At 61.8% G+C, this 17,409-nt stretch carries 14 protein-coding genes and 1 tRNA gene; 10 read left to right on the plus strand and 5 right to left on the minus strand.

Features of this window, described 5'->3' with window-relative positions; genetic code table 11:
• The first annotated feature begins 1 nt into the window (after position 1).
• Positions 2-1,231, plus strand: coding sequence for a DUF1329 domain-containing protein (locus ABSB13_RS03400; protein WP_428105515.1), 1,230 nt, complete (start codon positions 2-4; stop codon positions 1,229-1,231).
• 292 nt (positions 1,232-1,523) lie between these two features.
• Here the strand turns inward: ABSB13_RS03400 and ABSB13_RS03405 are convergent, their stop codons facing one another.
• Positions 1,524-2,570, minus strand: coding sequence for a DUF933 domain-containing protein (locus ABSB13_RS03405; RefSeq protein ID WP_428105517.1), 1,047 nt, complete (start codon positions 2,568-2,570; stop codon positions 1,524-1,526).
• 143 nt (positions 2,571-2,713) lie between these two features.
• On the opposite strand from ABSB13_RS03405, the gene ABSB13_RS03410 reads away from it, so the two are divergent.
• Positions 2,714-2,789, plus strand: a tRNA-Thr gene (locus tag ABSB13_RS03410).
• 24 nt (positions 2,790-2,813) lie between these two features.
• Here the strand turns inward: ABSB13_RS03410 and hisN are convergent.
• The 3 genes from hisN to ABSB13_RS03425 all read right to left on the minus strand — a co-directional run bounded on the left by hisN (position 2,814) and on the right by ABSB13_RS03425 (position 6,780).
• Entirely contained in the window at positions 2,814-3,626 is an 813-nt protein-coding gene (gene hisN, locus ABSB13_RS03415) for a histidinol-phosphatase (protein ID WP_428105519.1), read from the minus strand.
• A gap of 28 nt (positions 3,627-3,654) precedes the next feature.
• On the minus strand, positions 3,655-5,082 hold the full coding sequence (locus ABSB13_RS03420) for a pyridoxal phosphate-dependent decarboxylase family protein (RefSeq protein WP_428105520.1): 1,428 nt from the start codon (positions 5,080-5,082) through the stop codon (positions 3,655-3,657).
• 108 nt (positions 5,083-5,190) lie between these two features.
• Entirely contained in the window at positions 5,191-6,780 is a 1,590-nt protein-coding gene (locus ABSB13_RS03425) for a xylulokinase (protein ID WP_428105521.1), read from the minus strand.
• Positions 6,781-6,969: 189 nt separating this feature from the next.
• Between ABSB13_RS03425 and ABSB13_RS03430 the strand changes: the two genes are divergently transcribed.
• The 5 genes from ABSB13_RS03430 (at position 6,970) to ABSB13_RS03450 (ending at position 11,742) form a co-directional block, all read left to right on the plus strand.
• Positions 6,970-8,262: a class I SAM-dependent methyltransferase gene (locus tag ABSB13_RS03430; protein WP_428105523.1), complete on the plus strand. Its 1,293-nt coding sequence runs from the start codon at positions 6,970-6,972 to the stop codon at positions 8,260-8,262.
• Positions 8,263-8,349: 87 nt separating this feature from the next.
• A complete protein-coding gene (locus tag ABSB13_RS03435) occupies positions 8,350-8,853 on the plus strand; it encodes a Fur family transcriptional regulator (RefSeq protein ID WP_428105524.1) in 504 nt (167 codons plus the stop codon).
• 54 nt (positions 8,854-8,907) lie between these two features.
• The gene (locus ABSB13_RS03440) at positions 8,908-9,324 is read left to right on the plus strand and encodes a rubrerythrin family protein (RefSeq protein ID WP_428105526.1); all 417 of its coding nucleotides are present in this window, start codon (positions 8,908-8,910) and stop codon (positions 9,322-9,324) included.
• A 138-nt stretch (positions 9,325-9,462) separates the two neighbouring features.
• Complete coding sequence (locus ABSB13_RS03445; protein WP_428105527.1) at positions 9,463-10,770, plus strand: anaerobic glycerol-3-phosphate dehydrogenase subunit C; 1,308 nt, start codon at positions 9,463-9,465, stop codon at positions 10,768-10,770.
• A gap of 390 nt (positions 10,771-11,160) precedes the next feature.
• Positions 11,161-11,742: a DUF3501 family protein gene (locus tag ABSB13_RS03450; protein WP_428105528.1), complete on the plus strand. Its 582-nt coding sequence runs from the start codon at positions 11,161-11,163 to the stop codon at positions 11,740-11,742.
• 166 nt (positions 11,743-11,908) lie between these two features.
• Here ABSB13_RS03450 and ABSB13_RS03455 read toward each other — a convergent pair whose 3' ends face one another.
• Positions 11,909-13,591 (minus strand): NHL repeat-containing protein, encoded by a 1,683-nt coding sequence (locus ABSB13_RS03455; RefSeq protein ID WP_428105530.1) that lies wholly within the window; start codon positions 13,589-13,591, stop codon positions 11,909-11,911.
• A gap of 633 nt (positions 13,592-14,224) precedes the next feature.
• Here ABSB13_RS03455 and ABSB13_RS03460 point away from each other — a divergent pair.
• The 3 genes from ABSB13_RS03460 to ABSB13_RS03470 all read left to right on the plus strand — a co-directional run bounded on the left by ABSB13_RS03460 (position 14,225) and on the right by ABSB13_RS03470 (position 17,330).
• The gene (locus tag ABSB13_RS03460) at positions 14,225-16,099 is read left to right on the plus strand and encodes a DUF1302 domain-containing protein (RefSeq protein ID WP_428105531.1); all 1,875 of its coding nucleotides are present in this window, start codon (positions 14,225-14,227) and stop codon (positions 16,097-16,099) included.
• A 145-nt stretch (positions 16,100-16,244) separates the two neighbouring features.
• A complete protein-coding gene (nusG, locus tag ABSB13_RS03465; protein WP_428105533.1) occupies positions 16,245-16,760 on the plus strand; it encodes a transcription termination/antitermination protein NusG in 516 nt (171 codons plus the stop codon).
• A 108-nt stretch (positions 16,761-16,868) separates the two neighbouring features.
• Positions 16,869-17,330, plus strand: a complete 462-nt coding sequence (locus tag ABSB13_RS03470) for a hypothetical protein (RefSeq protein ID WP_428105534.1) — start codon at positions 16,869-16,871, stop codon at positions 17,328-17,330.
• Positions 17,331-17,409: the final 79 nt, after the last annotated feature.

Below are 17,409 nucleotides of genomic sequence, written 5' to 3' on the forward strand. Positions count from 1 at the left end.
CGTGGCATCAGCAAATGCGGCAGTGAAGCCGGGTGACAGCATAACCCCCGAAAATTCAGCACAGGTCAAAGACCTGGTTTCGCCCGGGGTGTATTACGCAGTGACTCATGGAATGCACATGGACATTGTCGCACCGGAGCGGATCGAGTGGCCGCCGCCTTACCGGGAGGCGACAGAAAAATATTCGTCGCAGGTGCGGCTCACCAACGATCATCGCAGCCTGATCGGCTACGTCGCCGGCCAGCCGTTTCCGCTGATCGATCCGAACGACCCTTATGTGGGGACGAAGGTCATCTGGAACAATGTGTGGCGACCCATCCAGAGCGATGACTACGACCTGCGCTTCTTCGATTGCCAGAGCCAGTACGTTCGTCCGGGCCAGGACCAGAACATGATCGCCGACTTCGAGATCGGTCATTACGCCGGATACAACCTCTTCGGACGGACCGAAGTGGAGCCGATCCCGGTCGATCCGGACTTCAAGCAATCGGGGCGCATGTGGTTGTTCGCTGAGTACCCGGTGCTTTCACCGGAGAACATGCGCGGAAACGGAATAATCCGCTATCGCTACATGGAGCCGAAACGCGGCGACGACAGCTGGGATTGGCAGCCCGGCACCCGTCGGGTACGGCGCCTGAACGAGGCAATTCTGTCCAGCGCCACGAATGCGTCGACCTTCGATCCTGACCACTATTCAGGCTTCAACCCCAAGACCGAGCAGTACAACTACAAGTTTTTGGGCGACAAGCAGATGCTCGCGAGCGTGCATGCGGTGCATTCGCCCGAAAACACTTGCGCCTACGACGGCGGTGCGACCGCATGCCCCGAGGATTGGGAGATGCGCCACGTTTACATCGTCGAGGCAACACCGCGGCGCGATATCGGCCAGGCAGGCAACGCGCTCGACAAATTGTCCAACGTCTATGTGGACGCCGAACTGGGGTTTCAGCCGTACATCGACACCTACGACCGGAGTGGTCGTTTGTGGCGCGCGCACATCTACTGGCTGGCCTATCGTGACCGCCCGGTGCCCGATGCGCGCGTTGCGATTTACCCGTTCAAGCGGGAGTTCGTAGTCGGCGCGGCTGCGATCGACGTGCAGGGTAACTACTCGACAATGTGCTACCTGCCCGGCCAGCACACGCCTGAGCACGAATGCTGGTACATCAACATGGGGGCGATCGACAAGGATTTCTGCTCGGTGAAAGCGATGGTAGCCTCAGCACCGTAAGCCCAGGCCTTAAGCAGCCTGATTGATTGCTGAAACAGGCGCGGAGCGAAACGGCCAGTCGCCGTGGCGCTCCGCGCTTTGGTTTTTCCACAGCGCGCTAAACTGAATAGTTTACATATGCCGGATCGCGGAATATATTTCGCGTATCGCGCGATTGCAGGCTTCGCACCCGGAGCGCGATCGCAGAAAAGGTCCCGTGTCCCAAGCCGGCGCGGATGCGCCTCGCAGGTCCAACGAGTCGCTCTGCGCCGGCAACTTTCCCGCCGCATCAGCGCATCGCCGCGTATCCGAGTCAGACTTTGAAGCGGATGTGAATCATATCGCCGTCGCGCATCACGTAGTCGCGGCCCTCGAGTCTGAGCTTGCCGGCCTCTTTGACCTTCGCGTCGGACTTGTGGATGGCAAAATCCTCGTAGCTGACAACTTCGGCCCGGATGAATCCGCGCGCGATGTCTGTGTGGATTACGCCGGCGGCATCGAGCGCCGACTCGCCGCGCCGCAGCGGCCATGCATGCGCCTCCGGCTCGCCGGCGGTGTAGAAAGTGATCAACCCGAGATGATTGTAGAGCGCGCCGATCAGCCGATCGCGCGCGGGCGCGTCGAGTCCCGCGTCTTTTAGCATCTCCCTTTGGCCGGCCTCGTCGAGTTCCCACAATTCCGACTCGAAGGCGGCCGCCAGCCTGAACACCTCGAGGCCGTGCGCGCGCACGGCGGCGCGCTCGGCGTCGGTGACATCGGCGGCGGCGCGTTCCATCTCGCAGTTGACGGTGACCAGCGCGGGCTTTCGCGAAAGAAACCCGAAGCTCGAAAATGCCTGGCTCTCCTGCGCCGTCAGCTCGAGCAGTCTCAGCGCCTTGCCGTCGCCGAGCCATGCGATCACTTTCTCGAGCGCCGCGCGTTCGAAGTCGCTGCCGCCCTTCTCCTTCTTCAGCCGCTCGAGGCGGCGTTCGGCTTGATCGAAGTCGGCGAACACCAGCTCGCCCTCGATACTTTCGAGCGTCGCGACCAGATCTTTTTCCATGCCGGCGAATTGCGGAATCACGATCAGCAGCGCGTCCATGTCGCGCACCAGCGGCAGCAGACTCGGATCGAGCGCAGCGCCTTCCTTCTGCTCTTTGGGATTTGGCGCGAAGTCGAGAATGGTGAGCTCGACCGGAATCTTTTTCTTCGAACCGTACGCCGATTCAAGAAAATCAAGCCGCGGATCCGCGAGCTTGATTTGTCCCGGGCGCGCACGATTGCGGCCCTCGGCCGTGCCCGCAATCGGCGCGAGTCCCGTCAGTGCGTGAAATACGGTTGATTTCCCGGCGCCGCGTGCGCCGATGATCCCGGTCTTCAATTCATTCCACCTCGATCTTGGGGATTCTACACCACCGCAATTCGGGAGTAAGCCCTTCGCGGATCGGCGTTGACCAGAGTCTTTCTCACCAGCGCCGGCTTCGCTAATCTGCTATTCCCGTCTGCGGAGCAGCGCGATGGAGAGCCACCCTAGCTCAGTTGGTAGAGCAGCTGATTCGTAATCAGCAGGTCGCCGGTTCGAATCCGGCGGGTGGCTCCAAACAAAGCGGCGCAGGAGGATCGGTTATCGCGCGGCGGGCGCCAGCATCGCCAGCGCGATTTTGTGCAGCTCGCGATCGCCGGCGGCGATGATCTGCCCGCCGTCATACGGCGGCCCGCCCGACCAGCTCGTCACAATTCCACCTGCGGCCTCGATGATCGGGATGACCGGTTGGATATCGTAAGGCTGGAGGCTCGACTCGATCACCAGATCGATGAAGCCCGCGGCGAGCAGGCAGTACGAATAGCAATCGCCGCCGTAGCGCCTCATCCGCGCCCTGGACGCGAGCTGGCGAAATGCGTCGCGTTCGCCCGGCCCGGAGAACATCGCCGGATCGGTTGCGCAGACGATCGCGTCTTCCAGCCGCCGGCATTGGCGCACCCGAAGCGGGCTGCTTGGGCCGCGACCCCTCAGCTCGGCGCCCAGCCGTGAACCGACGAACGTCTCGCCCGTGTACGGCTGATGCATCACGCCGATCACCGGTCGCACGCCGTCGTTGAGTGCGATCAAAACGCCCCAATGCAGTTGCCCGATAATGAAGGCGCGCGTGCCGTCGATCGGATCGATGATCCAGGTCAGCCCATCGGCGCCGGCCGTGAAGCCGTGTTCCTCGCCGAGGATTCCGTGGCCGGGATGGACGCGGTGAATCTCGTCGCGGATCGCCCGCTCCGCCCCGCGATCGGCGAGCGTCACCGGATCGTAGCCGCCGGCGCCTGCCTTATTCTCGACCGCGAGGCGCACGCGAAAATACGGCAGGATCGTGCGTCCCGCGAGGTCCGCCAGATGGCAGGCAAAGGCGGCGTACTCTTCGATCGCGCGATCATCCATCGTCGGCATCGGCTGCTCTGCTCGGGAGCCGGCCCGGTTACGGGACTTCGGTGCTCGCGTCGAGCCACGCGAACATCAGTTCGCTCACCATCGATGGATCGAGCGAGGCCGCGCCGCCGCCGTACACCGCGCCGCTGCGCGCGGGCGTCGCGGGCGGATTCCTGGCGTACTCGACGCCGGCCGTGATGTCTCTGACGAAACGCGTCGCCACTCCGGGAAGTGTCTGCGGCAAGGTGACGCACAGGTGAAAGCCCGGGGGCCGCTGCAGCCCGTTAACGCGCCATCCACGTTCCACGATGAAATCGTTGACGTGGAAGATGTCCACCTTGTCCGACGTAATCCCGATGCAGTAGGTCGGCTTGCCGATAATCTTGAGCTCGGGAATTTTTGCGATCCCCGACTTGATCGTGTCCGCCGCCTTCATGATGCGGCGGGTCGCCTTCAGGTAGCCCTCCTCGCCGAGCGTGACCATCGCGGCCCATGTCGATGCGCTGATTCCCTCCGAGCGGCTGCCCGCCACCGTGGGCGACGCATACAGCCCGCCCTGCCAGTCGGTAATCGCGAAGTACATGCGCCGGCGCAACGCATGATTGCGATAGAGCACGACCGACGCGCCCTTCAGCCCGTAGCCCCATTTGTGCGTATCGCAGGACATCGAGGTGACGCCCGGCAGGCGGAAGTCGAACGCCGGAACATCGTACCCGAGCTTTGCGATCCACGGCAGGATGAAACCGCCGAAGCAGCTATCGACATGCAGACCGACGCCGGCTTCAAGCGCAAGCGCGGACAACTTCTCGATCGGATCGATCAGCCCGTGCGGATAATTCGCCGCCGAACCCGCGATCGCGATGGTGTTGGGCCCGATCGCGCGCCGCATCGCGTCCACGTCGGCCAGGTAATCGGCTCCGACCGGCACGCGAATCAGCTTGATGCCGAAAAAGTGCGCGCCCTTGGAAAATGCCGGATGAATCGTCTCGGGCACCACCATCTCGGGCGCCGTAATTCCGCGCTCGGCTTTGGCTTTCTCCCGATACGCCAGCATCGGCAGGATGATGCTCTCGGTGCCGCCCGAAGTGATCGCTCCGCATACGTCGGCCTGCGGATCCTGCTCGCGCGCCAGCTCCGCGCCCAGCATCCGCGCGGTCATCGTGATTATCTCGCCTTCGAATTTGGTGCCGCTCGGGCACATGTCGCGCTGCAGCAGGTTGACGTGCGAGAACAGCGAGAACACGCGGTTGAGGTAAGCGTAATGCTCCATCCCGCCGTGGTAGTAGGTGCCCGAGATCTGGCCGGTCTGCCAGCGCGCGTTTTCCTCGCGCGCGATACTGCGCAACTCGCGCATGACCTCCTCGGGCTGGCGGCTCTTCTTGGGCAGCTCGCGGTAGATCTCGAAGGTTTCGCGATAGGGGAACATATCTCCGAAAGGTCCGGAGGGCTCTTGCTGCTTCTTCGCTGCCTTGGGCATAAGACGACTCCTTAAAGATCTCCGATGGGAACCAGTGAAAAGCGAAACGGCCCGGCGGTCGCCGCTCTTATGATCGCCATCGATTTGAACACTAGTCCATCACCAGATTCAATCCGATGCGCGGGCGGCCGGGTTGAGGCGCCGGTAGATCGCGCGGTTGCGCTTATAGAACTCGAGGAACTCACGGAACTGGCGATCGTACAGGCGCCGGTTGATCTCGATCGGCCGATACTCGGCGGCAATCTTCACCCGTGCGGAGATTTCCTCGACTGCGATCTCGCCGAGTGCGGCAAACGCCGCCATCGCGGCGCCCACCGCGTTGGCATTGCGCGGATTGGCGACCTGCCGCACCGTGCATCCGAGCACGTCGGCCTGGATCTGGCACCAGAGATCGGAGCTCGCGCCACCGCCGATGAAATTGAGATGCTCGAACGGCCTCCCGATGAACTTCTCGACGTAGCCCTTGAGCCATCGCAGGTTGTACGCGACCCCTTCCATCACTGCGCGCACGTAATGGCCGCGGCTGGTGCGCGCGTTCTGATTGAAGAAGGCGCTTCGCGTCGACGCATCCTCGTGCGGCGCAAGCACGCCGTTGATCCACGGCGTGAAGATCAATCCGTCGCTCCCCGGCGCAACCGCCGCGGCGAGCCGGTTCATATCAGCGTAAACGTCGATGGGAGAATTCGCGCTGTCGGTGGGATACAGGATGTCTTTCAGGAACTCGAGACTGCGTCCCGCCGCGCCCTGTTCCGCACTGACCATGTAGCGGCCCGGCAGCGCAGCCGGCATCGCGCTAAGCATGTGGAGCGGGTCGGTCTTCTTCGCCGGCACGTGGCAGCTCAACCACGCCGTGGTGCCGATATAGAAATAGCCCTCATAGTTGTCCACCGCGCCCGCGCCCAGGGTCGCCGAATGGCCGTCGCACGAGCCCATCACCACGCGAGTGGACGGCGCCAGTCCCAAATCCGCTGCGACTTCGGGCTTGATGGCGCCGAGCACGGCGTTAACCGGCCGCAAGTCCGGCAATTTGGCGCGATCGACGCCGGCCATCGCAAGCAGCTCAGGCAAGTAGTCAATCCGGTTGGGGTTGCGATTATCGGTCAGCCAGTAAGTGAACATCGTCGCGTACGAAGCCGCGAATTGCCCGGTGAGCCGCAGGTTGAGGTAATCCATCGGCTCGAGAAACTTGAAGGTCCGCGCATATACCTCGGGGCGCTCATTCTTGAAGAACAGGATATGGCCGAGGCCATCGACGCCCGATTGAACCGGCGCGCCGCCCGTGAAGCGCAGCCATTTGAGCAGCTTGAACAAGCCGTAGCCCTGCACTCGCGGCCATCCGCCGGCGACCGCGCGATTGTATTTCGCGCCGCGGGTGTCCATCCATGAGATCGCATTGCCGATTGCGGCGCCGTCCTTGTCAACCGCCACCGTGACGGCCCACAGCGTGGTGCATACGACGGCGATGATCTGCGCGGAAGGCACGCGCGAGGCCGCGATCGCCTCCTTCGCCGTGTCGCACACGGAGCGCCACCATTGATCGGGATCCTGCTCGACCGCGCCTCCCTCCATCATGATGGTGGACGTTTGGCGCAATGCCGACGCGACGACTTCGCCCGCGCTCGAGACGACGGCGGCCTTGGTGCTGCTGGAGCCCATGTCGATGGCGAGCACGTATTTCAGCGGATTGGACGAGGGCATCTGCGTGAGTTCCGCTCGCGCGGGTTTGATGCGTCGCGCGGGTTCCTCAGAATGACCGCATCACGGAAAATAATCCAGCAGTTTGGAACTCTTTGGGGAGAGCGCAACGGCAACGGGGGGCTCGCCGCTGCGCTTGCGTGGCGAAGGGGCGGCGTTGTAATCGAAGCGTCGAGGTCGGAGAATTCTCAGATGGCCAAAGCTGATTCCATTGTCACATTGGGCGTCGATGCTGCTCGGGCGCGTCGTCCCGCGATCATCGATCGTTTCGCGCGCGGCGCGGTTCTGAGCCGTCTGGCGGGAATCAAAACCGGCCGCATCGTGATCGAAGATGGTGACGAGCGCATCCCATTCGGCCAAGGCATCGAGGACGCCGAGTTGCACGGCACCATCCACGTCAAGGACCGCCGCTTCTATTCCGACATCGCGCTCGCGGGCAGCATCGGCGCCGGCGAAGCGTACATGGCCGGGTCGTGGACGGCCGACGATCTGACCGCGCTCGCGCAAATCATGATCCGCAACCGCGCAGTGATGGAGGGCATGGATGGCGGCCTGGCGCGGCTGGCCAATCCCGTCCGCCGCTTCATCCACTACCTCAATCGCAACACCAAAACCGGCAGCCAGCGCAACATCGCGGCGCATTACGATCTCGGCAACGATTTTTTCGAGTTGATTCTGGATCGCACGCTGATGTACTCGTGCGCGATCTTCGAGAGCGCCGGCGCCACGCTGGAGGAGGCGGCGACGGCCAAGGTCGATCGCATCTGCCGCAAGCTCGATCTTCGCGCCCACGATCACCTCGTCGAGATCGGCACGGGATGGGGCGGGTTCGCGATTCACGCGGCCAAAAACTACGGATGCCGCATCACGACCACCACGATCTCGCGCGCGCAGCACGACTACGCCGTCAAAAAAATCGCCGCCGAGGGCCTGGCGGATCGCATCACTGTGCTGCTCAAGGACTACCGCGACCTCAGCGGCCAGTTCGACAAGGCCGTCTCGATCGAGATGATCGAAGCGGTCGGGCACCAGTTCCTCGATTCGTATTTCCGCAAATGCGGCGAGCTGCTGAAGCCCGACGGCATGATGCTGCTGCAGGCGATTACGATCACCGACCGCGAGTATGCGGGCGCGCTCAAACGCGTCGATTTCATCAGGAAGTACATTTTCCCGGGCAGCTTCATTCCGTCGGTCACGGCGCTGTGCGATTCGATCACGCGCTCGAGCGACTTGCGGCTGTTCCATCTCGAAGATCTCACGCCCAATTACGCCGAGACCCTGAAGAACTGGCGAATCCGGATGTTCAACAACATCGAGCGCGTGCGCGCGCTCGGCTATCCGGAAGAATTCATCCGGATGTGGGAGTACTACCTCTGCTACTGCGAGGCGGGCTTTCGCGAGCGCTACATCGGCGACGTGCAGATGATCCTGACCAGGCCCGATTGCCGACGCGCCCCCATTCTGCCACCCCTGCCGCGGCTGTAACCTGGCGCCTGTTCAATTTTCGCGAGCGCCGGGTGCTTCCCGCTTGACAACAGCGATAACCAGATGATAACTACTATCACCTAGGTGATGGAACTACAGCTCGTAAATGAACGACGCCGCGGCCCTTACGCCGCCAAGCGCCTGTCCGAGTTCGCCGCGCGATGCCGCCGCGGCGGCCTGGCGGTCACTCCGCAGCGCCTGGCGATCATCAAGGCGCTGCTCGGCTCCGGCGAGCATCCGCGCGCCGACGCGATCTTTGCCGCGGTCCGAAGGCAGCATCCCTATATTTCGCTCGCCACCGTGCATCGCACGCTGGAAACGCTGTGCGACATCGGCGAGGCGCGCAAGGTCACGATGCTGCATGACAGCGCGCGCTACGACGGCAATATCACCCCTCATCATCATGTGGTATGCGTCAAATGCCGGCGCATCCGCGATATCGAGATCCCCCGCCTTGATCGCCTGCTCGCCGGGCAGTCGGAACTGGGCGAGTTCACGGTGCTCGGTTCGTCGCTGGAGATTCACGCGCTGTGCGAGGAATGCGGGGCCAAACGCGCCAGGGCGAATCGGACCGGGAAGCCGCGCCATTGATTTTTTAAGTCAGCTCAATCAAACCAATTGGAGTCAGAACCAGGAGAAACAAAAATGGCAAATCTCAAAGGAACCAAAACCCATCAGAACCTCAAGAATGCGTTCGCAGGCGAGAGCCAGGCTAATCGCCGCTATCTCTATTTCGCCAAGATCGCCGACGTCGAAGGCCAGCCGGAAATCGCGGGCCTGTTTCGCGATACGGCCGAAGGCGAGACCGGACACGCCCACGGTCATCTCGACTATCTGAAATCAGTTGGCGATCCGGCGACCGACATGCCGATCGGCGATTCGATGCTGAATCTCAAGTCCGCAGTTCACGGCGAGACGCACGAGTACACCGACATGTACCCGGGAATGGCGAAGACGGCGCGCGAAGAGGGCTTCGCGGAAATTGCCGATTGGTTCGAAACTCTCGCCAAGGCTGAGAAATCCCACGCAGGGCGCTTCGCCAAGGCGCAGGGCACGCTCTAACAGGGTATCGCGAACATCGCCAGCGGGCGGGCTTCTCACAGCCCGCCCGCTAGTTCAACGGCGGCGCGCGCCGGACTGCGGTACGCGCGCACGCCGCGCGCGCCCGCATCGAAAAGTCCGCAGCCAGGATTTTCCCCGATGGCCAACCGAATCGAGGCCAGGCCGAGCGACGGCCTTTCCTACAATTCCACAGAAGCGAAGTACTGGGACCGCGCCGGACTCGACAAGGAAGTCGAGCGGGTGTTCGACATCTGTCACGGCTGCCGTCTGTGCTTCAATCTTTGCCCGTCGTTCCCGGCGCTGTTCGACGCGACCGATCGCAACGACGGCGACGTGAGAGGACTCACGGCGGCCGAGAAAGAGCGCGTTATCGCGCTCTGCTACGGATGCAAACTGTGCGAGATCAAATGCCCCTACACGCCGCGCGACGGTCATGAGTTCCAGCTCGATTTCCCGCGGCTCATCCTGCGCGCCAAGGCGGTGAGCGCAAAGGAAGACGGCGTCAAGCTGCGCGAGCGCCTGCTGGCGCATCCCGATCAGCTCGGCAAGGCAGGCGCGGCGGCGCCGACGCTGGCAAACTGGGGATGCCATCAAAAGTTCCAACGCGTGATGATGGAGAAGCTGCTCGGGATTCATCGCGGCAAGCTGCTTCCCGACTTCGCCGCCGAGACTTTCGACAAGTGGCTCAGGCGGACCGGGCTGCCTGCAATGCCGGCCGAGCCGACCGCGAAGGTCGCGATCTTTCCGACCTGTTTTGTCAATTACTACAACCCCGGGCCGGGCAAGGCCGCGGTCGAGGTCTTTGCGAAAAACGGATGCGCGGTGAAATGCCCGAAGCAGAACTGCTGCGGGATGCCCGCGCTGGACGGCGGCGACGTCGAGTTCGCGCGCAAGGAAGCGCGGGCGAATATCGCTTCGATGCTGCCGCTGGTGCGCGAGGGCTACAAAATCGCCGCGATCAATCCGACCTGCTCGCTGATGATGCGCGCGGAGTATCCGAGCCTGCTGCCCGGCGCCGAGGTCAAGGAGTTCGCGGCGGCGGTGGTCGATTCGCACGAACTGCTTTACGAGCTGCATCGCGCCGGCAAGTTCAACAAGGAATTTCTGTCCACGCCCGGCACTATCGCGTATCACGTCCCGTGCCATCTCAAGGCCCAGGGTATCGGGCTGCGCTCGCGCGACCTGATGCGCCAGATTCCGGGCGTGGAAGTAACGACCGTCGATGCATGCACGGCGCATGACGGGACGTGGGCGATGAAAAAAGAATTCTTCGCGCTCTCGATGAAGTGGGGCGAGAAGGCTTTCGCCGGGATGCGCGAAGCCGGAGCACGGGTGATGGCGACCGACTGTCCGCTGGCGGCGGTGCAAATCGAGCAGGCGACGGGAGTCCGTCCGCTTCATCCGCTCGAAGTGCTGGCGCGCGCGTACAAGCAGGAGCAGGGGTGAGCATCGGCTCAGCCCTGCCGGTTGGCGGGCGCGGCATGAAGGAAGAATCACCTGCGCGGTGGGCGGCAGGGGTGACCCCTGCACCCGGTGTTAAGAAGACGCGAAAATCTGCGCAACGCATCTTTTCGCGACTACGCGATGGGCAGAAGTGAGCCCTGCGCCGAGTGAAAAGGAGAAGATGCGGCCTGACGGCCTGTTAGGACTTTTTTTGAGTCATCCTGAGCGAAGCGAAGGAACCCGGATCCGGGATTCTTCGCTACAGCAACTTTCGCTCTAGAATGACACGGACGGCCGCACCGCAGGGGTGACCGCTGCACGCAGTTTTGGGATAAGAAAAGTTGCGGGACTTCGTCCCGGTTAGAACTTCATTTGCTGCAAGGAGAATGACGATTGAAGACGATCACTTTTGACGAAATACTTCCGCTGGCCGATTACGAACGGGTGCGCGCGCGGCTGCGGCCCTTGTTTATTCATGAGAAGGAACGGCGCCGGCTCCACGTCGGGTCGCATCTCACGTTTATTTTCGAGAATGCGCAGACTGCGTGGTACCAGATCGAGGAGATGATCAAGGCCGAGAAAATGACGCATCGCGAAGCAATTCAGCACGAAATCGACACCTACAACGAGTTGCTTCCGGCCGCCGGCGAAATTGCCGCGACGCTGTTGATCGAGTACGCCGAACCGCGCGAACGCGACGCGGCATTGGCCCGGCTGGCCGGCCTGGAACGCCATCTGTGGCTGAAAGTGGGTCCGCAAAGGATCGCGGCAAGATTCGACGATCGCCAGATGTCAGACGAAAGAATCAGCGCGGTGCAATTTGTCAGGTTCAGCATGGAGGGCGTGGACGCGGCCCGGTTTCTCGAACTCGCCGGCAAGGGCGAGGTAGCGGTAGAGGCGGACCATCCGAGCCTGGCGGCCCGCGGCGCGATCGGCGGACTGCTGGCGGCGTCGCTGGCGGAGGATCTGCGCTAGCGGGAGATTGAATGTGAAACCCGCCTGGGTTTCACGCTTCCTTGGGCAGGGGCTGCAGCCCCTGCACCCGCAGTGAAAAGACACGAGAGTGCACAAAGACGAACGCCGAATCCGGAAATCCGGATTCGGCGTTCGTTGTTTAGTTCGTGTGGCTAGCTAGCGGTTGTTACTCACAGGCTCCGTCACCGTGCGCACCTTTCGCAGTGGACGTGCAGGTGCTGGTAGGTACCGGCGTGGGGGTGAACGCCGGCAGCGCAACGCCGGCCGGCAAGTTCATCTTGGCGTGCGGTCCTGAAATGATCAGGGTCGGGGGAATGTCGCCGCCGCTAGTAGGAAAATCAGTAAACATCAACAGCGAATTGTTGCCGTTGTTTACGACGTACATAGCGTCGTCGGCCGCGTTGATCGCAATGCCCTCCGGAGCTCTGAGATGCGTGTGTGGGCCTGAAATCGTGCCAAGCAGTTCGCCATCAAAAAAGAAGTTAGTGTAATCGTAATTCAGGAAAGGATCGAAGATTTGGATGCTGGCCGGGACGTCGGTGCAGGTTCCGGTTCCGCTGCCCGTGCAGCAAGAGTGCGGCGTAGCAGCGGCGGTGCACATCTGGTTGAGGTCCTTACCCTTTGCGCCACGGTCTGTCACGAACAAGTCGTCATCCGGGTCGACCGCATCAGCTACCGGATCAATCAGTGCGTCCTGTGTCGGACTGCCTACGCACGTGGCGCCGCACGAACCTATGAGAGAGGTCGGAAATTCATCGCCACCCAGGGGAGTAGCATACACGGTTACGTAGCGAGGGGCGCACTGGAGGGCCCAGGCGAGGGCGCCGGCGTTGTTCACGACGAACAGGTAGCCATATTGGTCAAACGTGAGGCTTTCCGGACCCGCCAAGAGAGTGAAGCATCCGCCGATCGTGGAGTTCTGGTCGTAGAGGCCTAAAGTGAGCGGGTTGACTGCGTTCACGACCCATCCGCCCGAGGGAAGCGAGGGGGCAACGTTGGCGATGCCGGAAGGCAGGGTCCATCTATTGTACATCGTAATCGTGCCCAAGGACGCGCCCGGCCCGACCGGCCCGGTCGAGCACCTTAGGGGCTCGGTTGTGATTGTGGAGGGCCCTTCCAGGCAGGCGGCCTGGTCGCACTCCCCAGCAGGGCAGTCAGGAGAACCAATTACCTCGGGAAACTGATTCGCAACCGCCAGCATATCGGTCCCGGGATTTTGCCCATCGTAGGGGCTTTCAAAGGCCGCGCCTCGGGGTAAGAAGACGCCGGTAGTGTTGGGGTAACCGTACGCGAAAAGCGGTGAGCAAATTATGTTGTCCGGCAGTGAGTTGCCGTTGGCGCCCGGAGAGAAGAGCTCGACCAAGCCAGTGCCATATAACAACGGGCTCGTGGTGCCGGGGGCGGGCTGGCCAAACGGACCGCAGAGGGCGGAATCGAGATCGAGAAAATCGATCGGAAGCGTCACCGCGATCTCATTGTCGATCGAGCTCACTGCGTCTTGAGCCGCCCCGGTGCTGGCGCCCAAATTCGTGTTGGGGCCGTGGACAAATAATTTAGGCCCGGCACTGGCCCCCGCCCCCGCGAGGAAGGTCTCGAGGCTGCCGTCGAAGACGGCGCCATAACTCGACACGACGACGGTGTCTTCCAGACGCGGTTTGTCGACGCGGGTGAGTTTTTTTGATCCCGCGTAGCTGGAACCCGCTGTCCCCGCAACGAGCGCAGCGGTGACGAACACCGCGGCCACGAGCGAAAGCCGACGAGCGACCCCCATCAGCTCCAGCGCGCGCGCGCGCGCCAACGAGATCCCATCCCTGCCCTGAGTCATCGCCTGCATCCTTCCATGCGTCATTGTTTCTAACCCCCGCCGAGTCGAATCGGTGTCCCGTCTGCTGACCCAATCAGCCTAGAAAACCCACGCAGCCGTCGGTTCGTTCCGATCCTCGCAAAGCCAACGCAAGCCCCGCCAAGGTCCGGAAAACGCCCCGGACGCGCATTCGGTGGTCGTACCTACACTGATCGGATGAGAAATTCAAGTCCGGCGTAACCCTTTGTTCATGATCGCAGTTGACGGTCACCCGAGCGATCGACTGTGCCAATTGCATCCAAATCGAGACGGAACTTTACTCAATTGCCCCGGAGGGCCGCAAGCGCCGCCCGGGATCCGGATAAGCGGGCATTTGAGCCGGGCCAGCTGAGGACGGCCAGAGCCGAACAACCGAATCGGGAAACGCAAATACGATGCGGCCCTTAACGGGCTGTTGCGAACATATTACCGGCGCGTGCATCCTCCTTGACAAGGTATGCGGGGGAATGATACCTAAGCCGCGTTCGCAGATTATTGCGCGCGAACGGGGAATGAGTGTCTGACGCTTGCCTGGTGGACAATCGGGCGAGGAGTCGTAACCACGAGGGCTCCAGCTTGGGGGTGACTATGCAGAACGGGAATCAGGGATTCGGCGGAACGCGGTGGCGGAGTCTGTTGGTGGCCGCCGTGGCAGCGATCGGGACACTGTGGGCGTCGTCCGCGATGGCGACGATCACGCAGGGCGATTTTTCAGTTTTTGGATTTTTCGAAACTCGCGATTCGGGTCAGTGGGGCGAAGGTAGCGCCTCTGAAGACTCGACGCCGACGAAGATCGTTCATGGCGTGCCCGGGACGTACGCGATCCCGGGGCAGTCGTTCGGGATGACGGGCGGCAGTTTCGATTTCAATCATTGGGACCTGGCCGAACAGCGCAACCTTGCAGACGTACGGCCCGATTACCACATGATCAAGAACTACAAGCTGCTTGGCCGCCTCGACACGCTGTATATCAAGGATGCGGACTTCTTCGCGTACTACCGGCCGTGGTACGACTCGTACGGTTCGCTCAAGAACGGTGGCCGGCAGGAGCCGAACACGGATGTGGTGCCGTACAACACGGGAGGCGGAGGCCCTACGCTGCAGAACGAATACTTCAAGGATGATCTGCGCGAGTATTATGCGCAGTTGAACTTTACCGACAACTTCTCCGCACGAATCGGCAAGCAGCAGGTCATCTGGACGGAAGCCGACGCGCTGTCAGGCACCGAAGTCACCAACCCGGTTAATGCGACATGGCACGGAGTTTATGGCGCAGAGTCGCCCGAAGACACGCGCACAAACTTGCGGATGATCAAGCTGAACTACATCCTGCCGGACTTCTACAAGACGGCGAACAACGAGCTTGAAGGGTTTATCATCCCCGGCGACTTCGAGGGCGCCGGGATCAACGTCCAAACAGACCCGCGCAATCCGTGGGTTGCTCCGGCCGCACTGTTCGGTGGTTGCCCGGTTTCGACCTGCGGCTTTGGCGCGCCAGACACGCCGTTTCCGTTCAGCATCAACCAGAATGGGCAGCAGAACAACGTCAGCGAACTGCCCAACGGCGCCGGATGGAACTTCGCAAAGTCGATGGTCGCCCTGCCCTTCGGCCCCATAATTAAAGGGAAGCAAACGTATTCCTTTTACGACGTCGTCATAAAAAATATCAGCCACACCCCATCAAACTCGCTGCAAAACAGCGAATTCGGAGTGCGCTATTCGAGCCTGCTGCCGATTGGCAACGGACTCCAGGCCAGCTTCATCTACTTGTACGAATTCCGCGATGCACGCGGTGTGGCTTGCTCGAACTGCAAAGCGAGCATCACGGGCGAACCGGGCGCGTTTGGGGTAGGCCCCGGCGAGTTCGTCGTTCCCGGGATTTACACCGTCAAGCCGCGTGCGGGGGTGCCCGTGGGCGGGACGTTTGTGGACGTTTCCGAGACCGACTATCGGCGCAACAATTTCTTCGGCATGACGGGAACCTATTACGATAAAGACCTGACCGACATCGTGTACCGCTACGACATTCTGTACCAGCCGGACCACGCGGTCGGCGTTGCGTCTGCCAAGGACGCTCAAGGCTCGGAATGGACCGAGTTCACACGCTGGGTCCTCGCGGGTGATCGTCCGACGTACATCCCCTGGATATCGAAGCAGCACACGTTCCTGACGTTTCAGAACACGCTGACCTGGCAGCCGGATCTTCCCAACCATGCGACGACCATCGTAACCGACGCGGGCAAGAACCGCCAAATCAGCGACATAGCGTTCATCGCGGCAACGAACTGGCTGATGAACGGCCAGTTGACGGCCCTCAACACAGTGGTGTGGGACGTCGACGACAACGTCGGCGAGCTGGCGACGACCAACGTTTACCGGTATTCACGAAACATTCTGCTCGGGATGAATGCGGAGTGGTTCATCGGACGAAGCGGGCGCTACACGGATCCGTACCTGCTCAGCCGCGAGCAGCGTTTCAACGAACTCGAGTTCACCTTCACGTACGAAATCTAGAAGTCGATTGGACTGATCGGGCGGCTGTAGCATATGCTACAGCCGCTTTCTTTTTTCCGGCACGATGACGACATTGGGGGGATCAAGCGGGGTGCGACCGCGTTTTTTTTCGCCTCGATCTTCCACGCCGGCCGCGCATATCGCGATGGACGACAATCCACAGACAGACTGGTACCTGGTGCGCACCAAGATCGGCAAGGAGCGCTGGGTCCGCGATCAACTGGCCAACGCGGTGCCGGAGGTGTTCCTGCCGATGCTCAAGGCGAAGGCGCCGCGATGGGGACGGATGGCGACGTCGATAGCGCCGCTGTTTCCATGTTACGTGTTCGCCAGGTTCGACCTTCAGCGGCAGTACTTCGAGGTGAAATATATGGCCGGGGTGCGCGCGATCGTGTCGGCGGGAATCGATCCGCTGGCGGTGCCCGCGGCGATAGTCGCGGAGATTCGACGCCGGGGCGTGGACGACGTGATCGAAATAGCCGACAAGCCATTCGGCACGGGCGAGCGGGTGGTCGTCGTTGACGGTCCGTTCCGGGGATTCGAGGCAATTTTCCAGCGTTATCTCTCCGGCGCGGAGCGAGTGGCGATTCTACTCAGCGCCGTGGAATCGGGCGGGCTGCGCGTAGTGCTGTCAGCCTCGGCGGTCGCCAAAGATAGCTGACAGATGCGGTCGCCGCGTGCACTCAAAATTATTCGCGCAATGCTGGCGGGCACGGCGCTCGCGTGCGCGGGCTGTTCCGCCAGTTCGCCGGGATTGGCGATACCTAAAATGCTGGGGCTCGTGGGACCGCCCAACCTGACGTCGTTTCTGGATGTGCGATTCGGCGATTCGTTCTATCGCGTGCAGAACAGGTTCCCATCCGGTGTGATGGAGACCGCTCCCTACGGCGCCGACACCTACCGATTAAACAATATCGAGGTCGATTCAATCCGCTACGAGCAGGTGAAGTACGAGTTCACGACCTACTCGGGCATGCAGCTCGTGATGGCGCGGTTCACGCCTGATTCGAGCGGGAAGGTACTCCAGAAGCTGATCCAGGCCGTCGGTCCGCCCAGCGAGCAAAACAGCTCCAAGGGCAGCGCTCCCGCCGACACGCAGGCGTTCTGGCAGCTTCCGCACGGCGAACGGGTCGTATTTGATGGTCCGAAGCGATTCGTCGCAATGTTGGGGCCGGGCGGTGGCCCACTCAAGCAAGACGCGATAGAAAACGAAGCACTCGACAGTCCGTAGGCGCAGATTGTCCGCAAAGGCAGGGCCTTCGCGTACGCATCAAACACGCGTCATCGTGCTTATGAGGATGAAGCTGCTT

Origin of the sequence: Binatus sp. (SeqCode), assembly GCF_050013435.1 — a bacterium.
In the GTDB taxonomy this organism is placed as follows: Bacteria; Desulfobacterota; Binatia; order Binatales; family Binataceae; genus Binatus.

Excerpts from the sequence above, each read along its gene's own strand:
- hisN (WP_428105519.1), bottom strand. The coding sequence starts at position 3,626 with ATGCCGACGATGGATGATCGCGCGATCGAAGAGTACGCCGCCTTTGCC.
- ABSB13_RS03420 (WP_428105520.1), bottom strand. The coding sequence starts at position 5,082 with ATGCCCAAGGCAGCGAAGAAGCAGCAAGAGCCCTCCGGACCTTTCGGA.
- ABSB13_RS03425 (WP_428105521.1), bottom strand. The coding sequence starts at position 6,780 with ATGCCCTCGTCCAATCCGCTGAAATACGTGCTCGCCATCGACATGGGC.
- ABSB13_RS03430 (WP_428105523.1), top strand. The coding sequence starts at position 6,970 with ATGGCCAAAGCTGATTCCATTGTCACATTGGGCGTCGATGCTGCTCGG.
- ABSB13_RS03435 (WP_428105524.1), top strand. The coding sequence starts at position 8,350 with ATGGAACTACAGCTCGTAAATGAACGACGCCGCGGCCCTTACGCCGCC.
- ABSB13_RS03440 (WP_428105526.1), top strand. The coding sequence starts at position 8,908 with ATGGCAAATCTCAAAGGAACCAAAACCCATCAGAACCTCAAGAATGCG.
- ABSB13_RS03445 (WP_428105527.1), top strand. The coding sequence starts at position 9,463 with ATGGCCAACCGAATCGAGGCCAGGCCGAGCGACGGCCTTTCCTACAAT.
- ABSB13_RS03455 (WP_428105530.1), bottom strand. The coding sequence starts at position 13,591 with ATGACGCATGGAAGGATGCAGGCGATGACTCAGGGCAGGGATGGGATC.
- nusG (WP_428105533.1), top strand. The coding sequence starts at position 16,245 with ATGGACGACAATCCACAGACAGACTGGTACCTGGTGCGCACCAAGATC.
- ABSB13_RS03470 (WP_428105534.1), top strand. The coding sequence starts at position 16,869 with ATGCTGGGGCTCGTGGGACCGCCCAACCTGACGTCGTTTCTGGATGTG.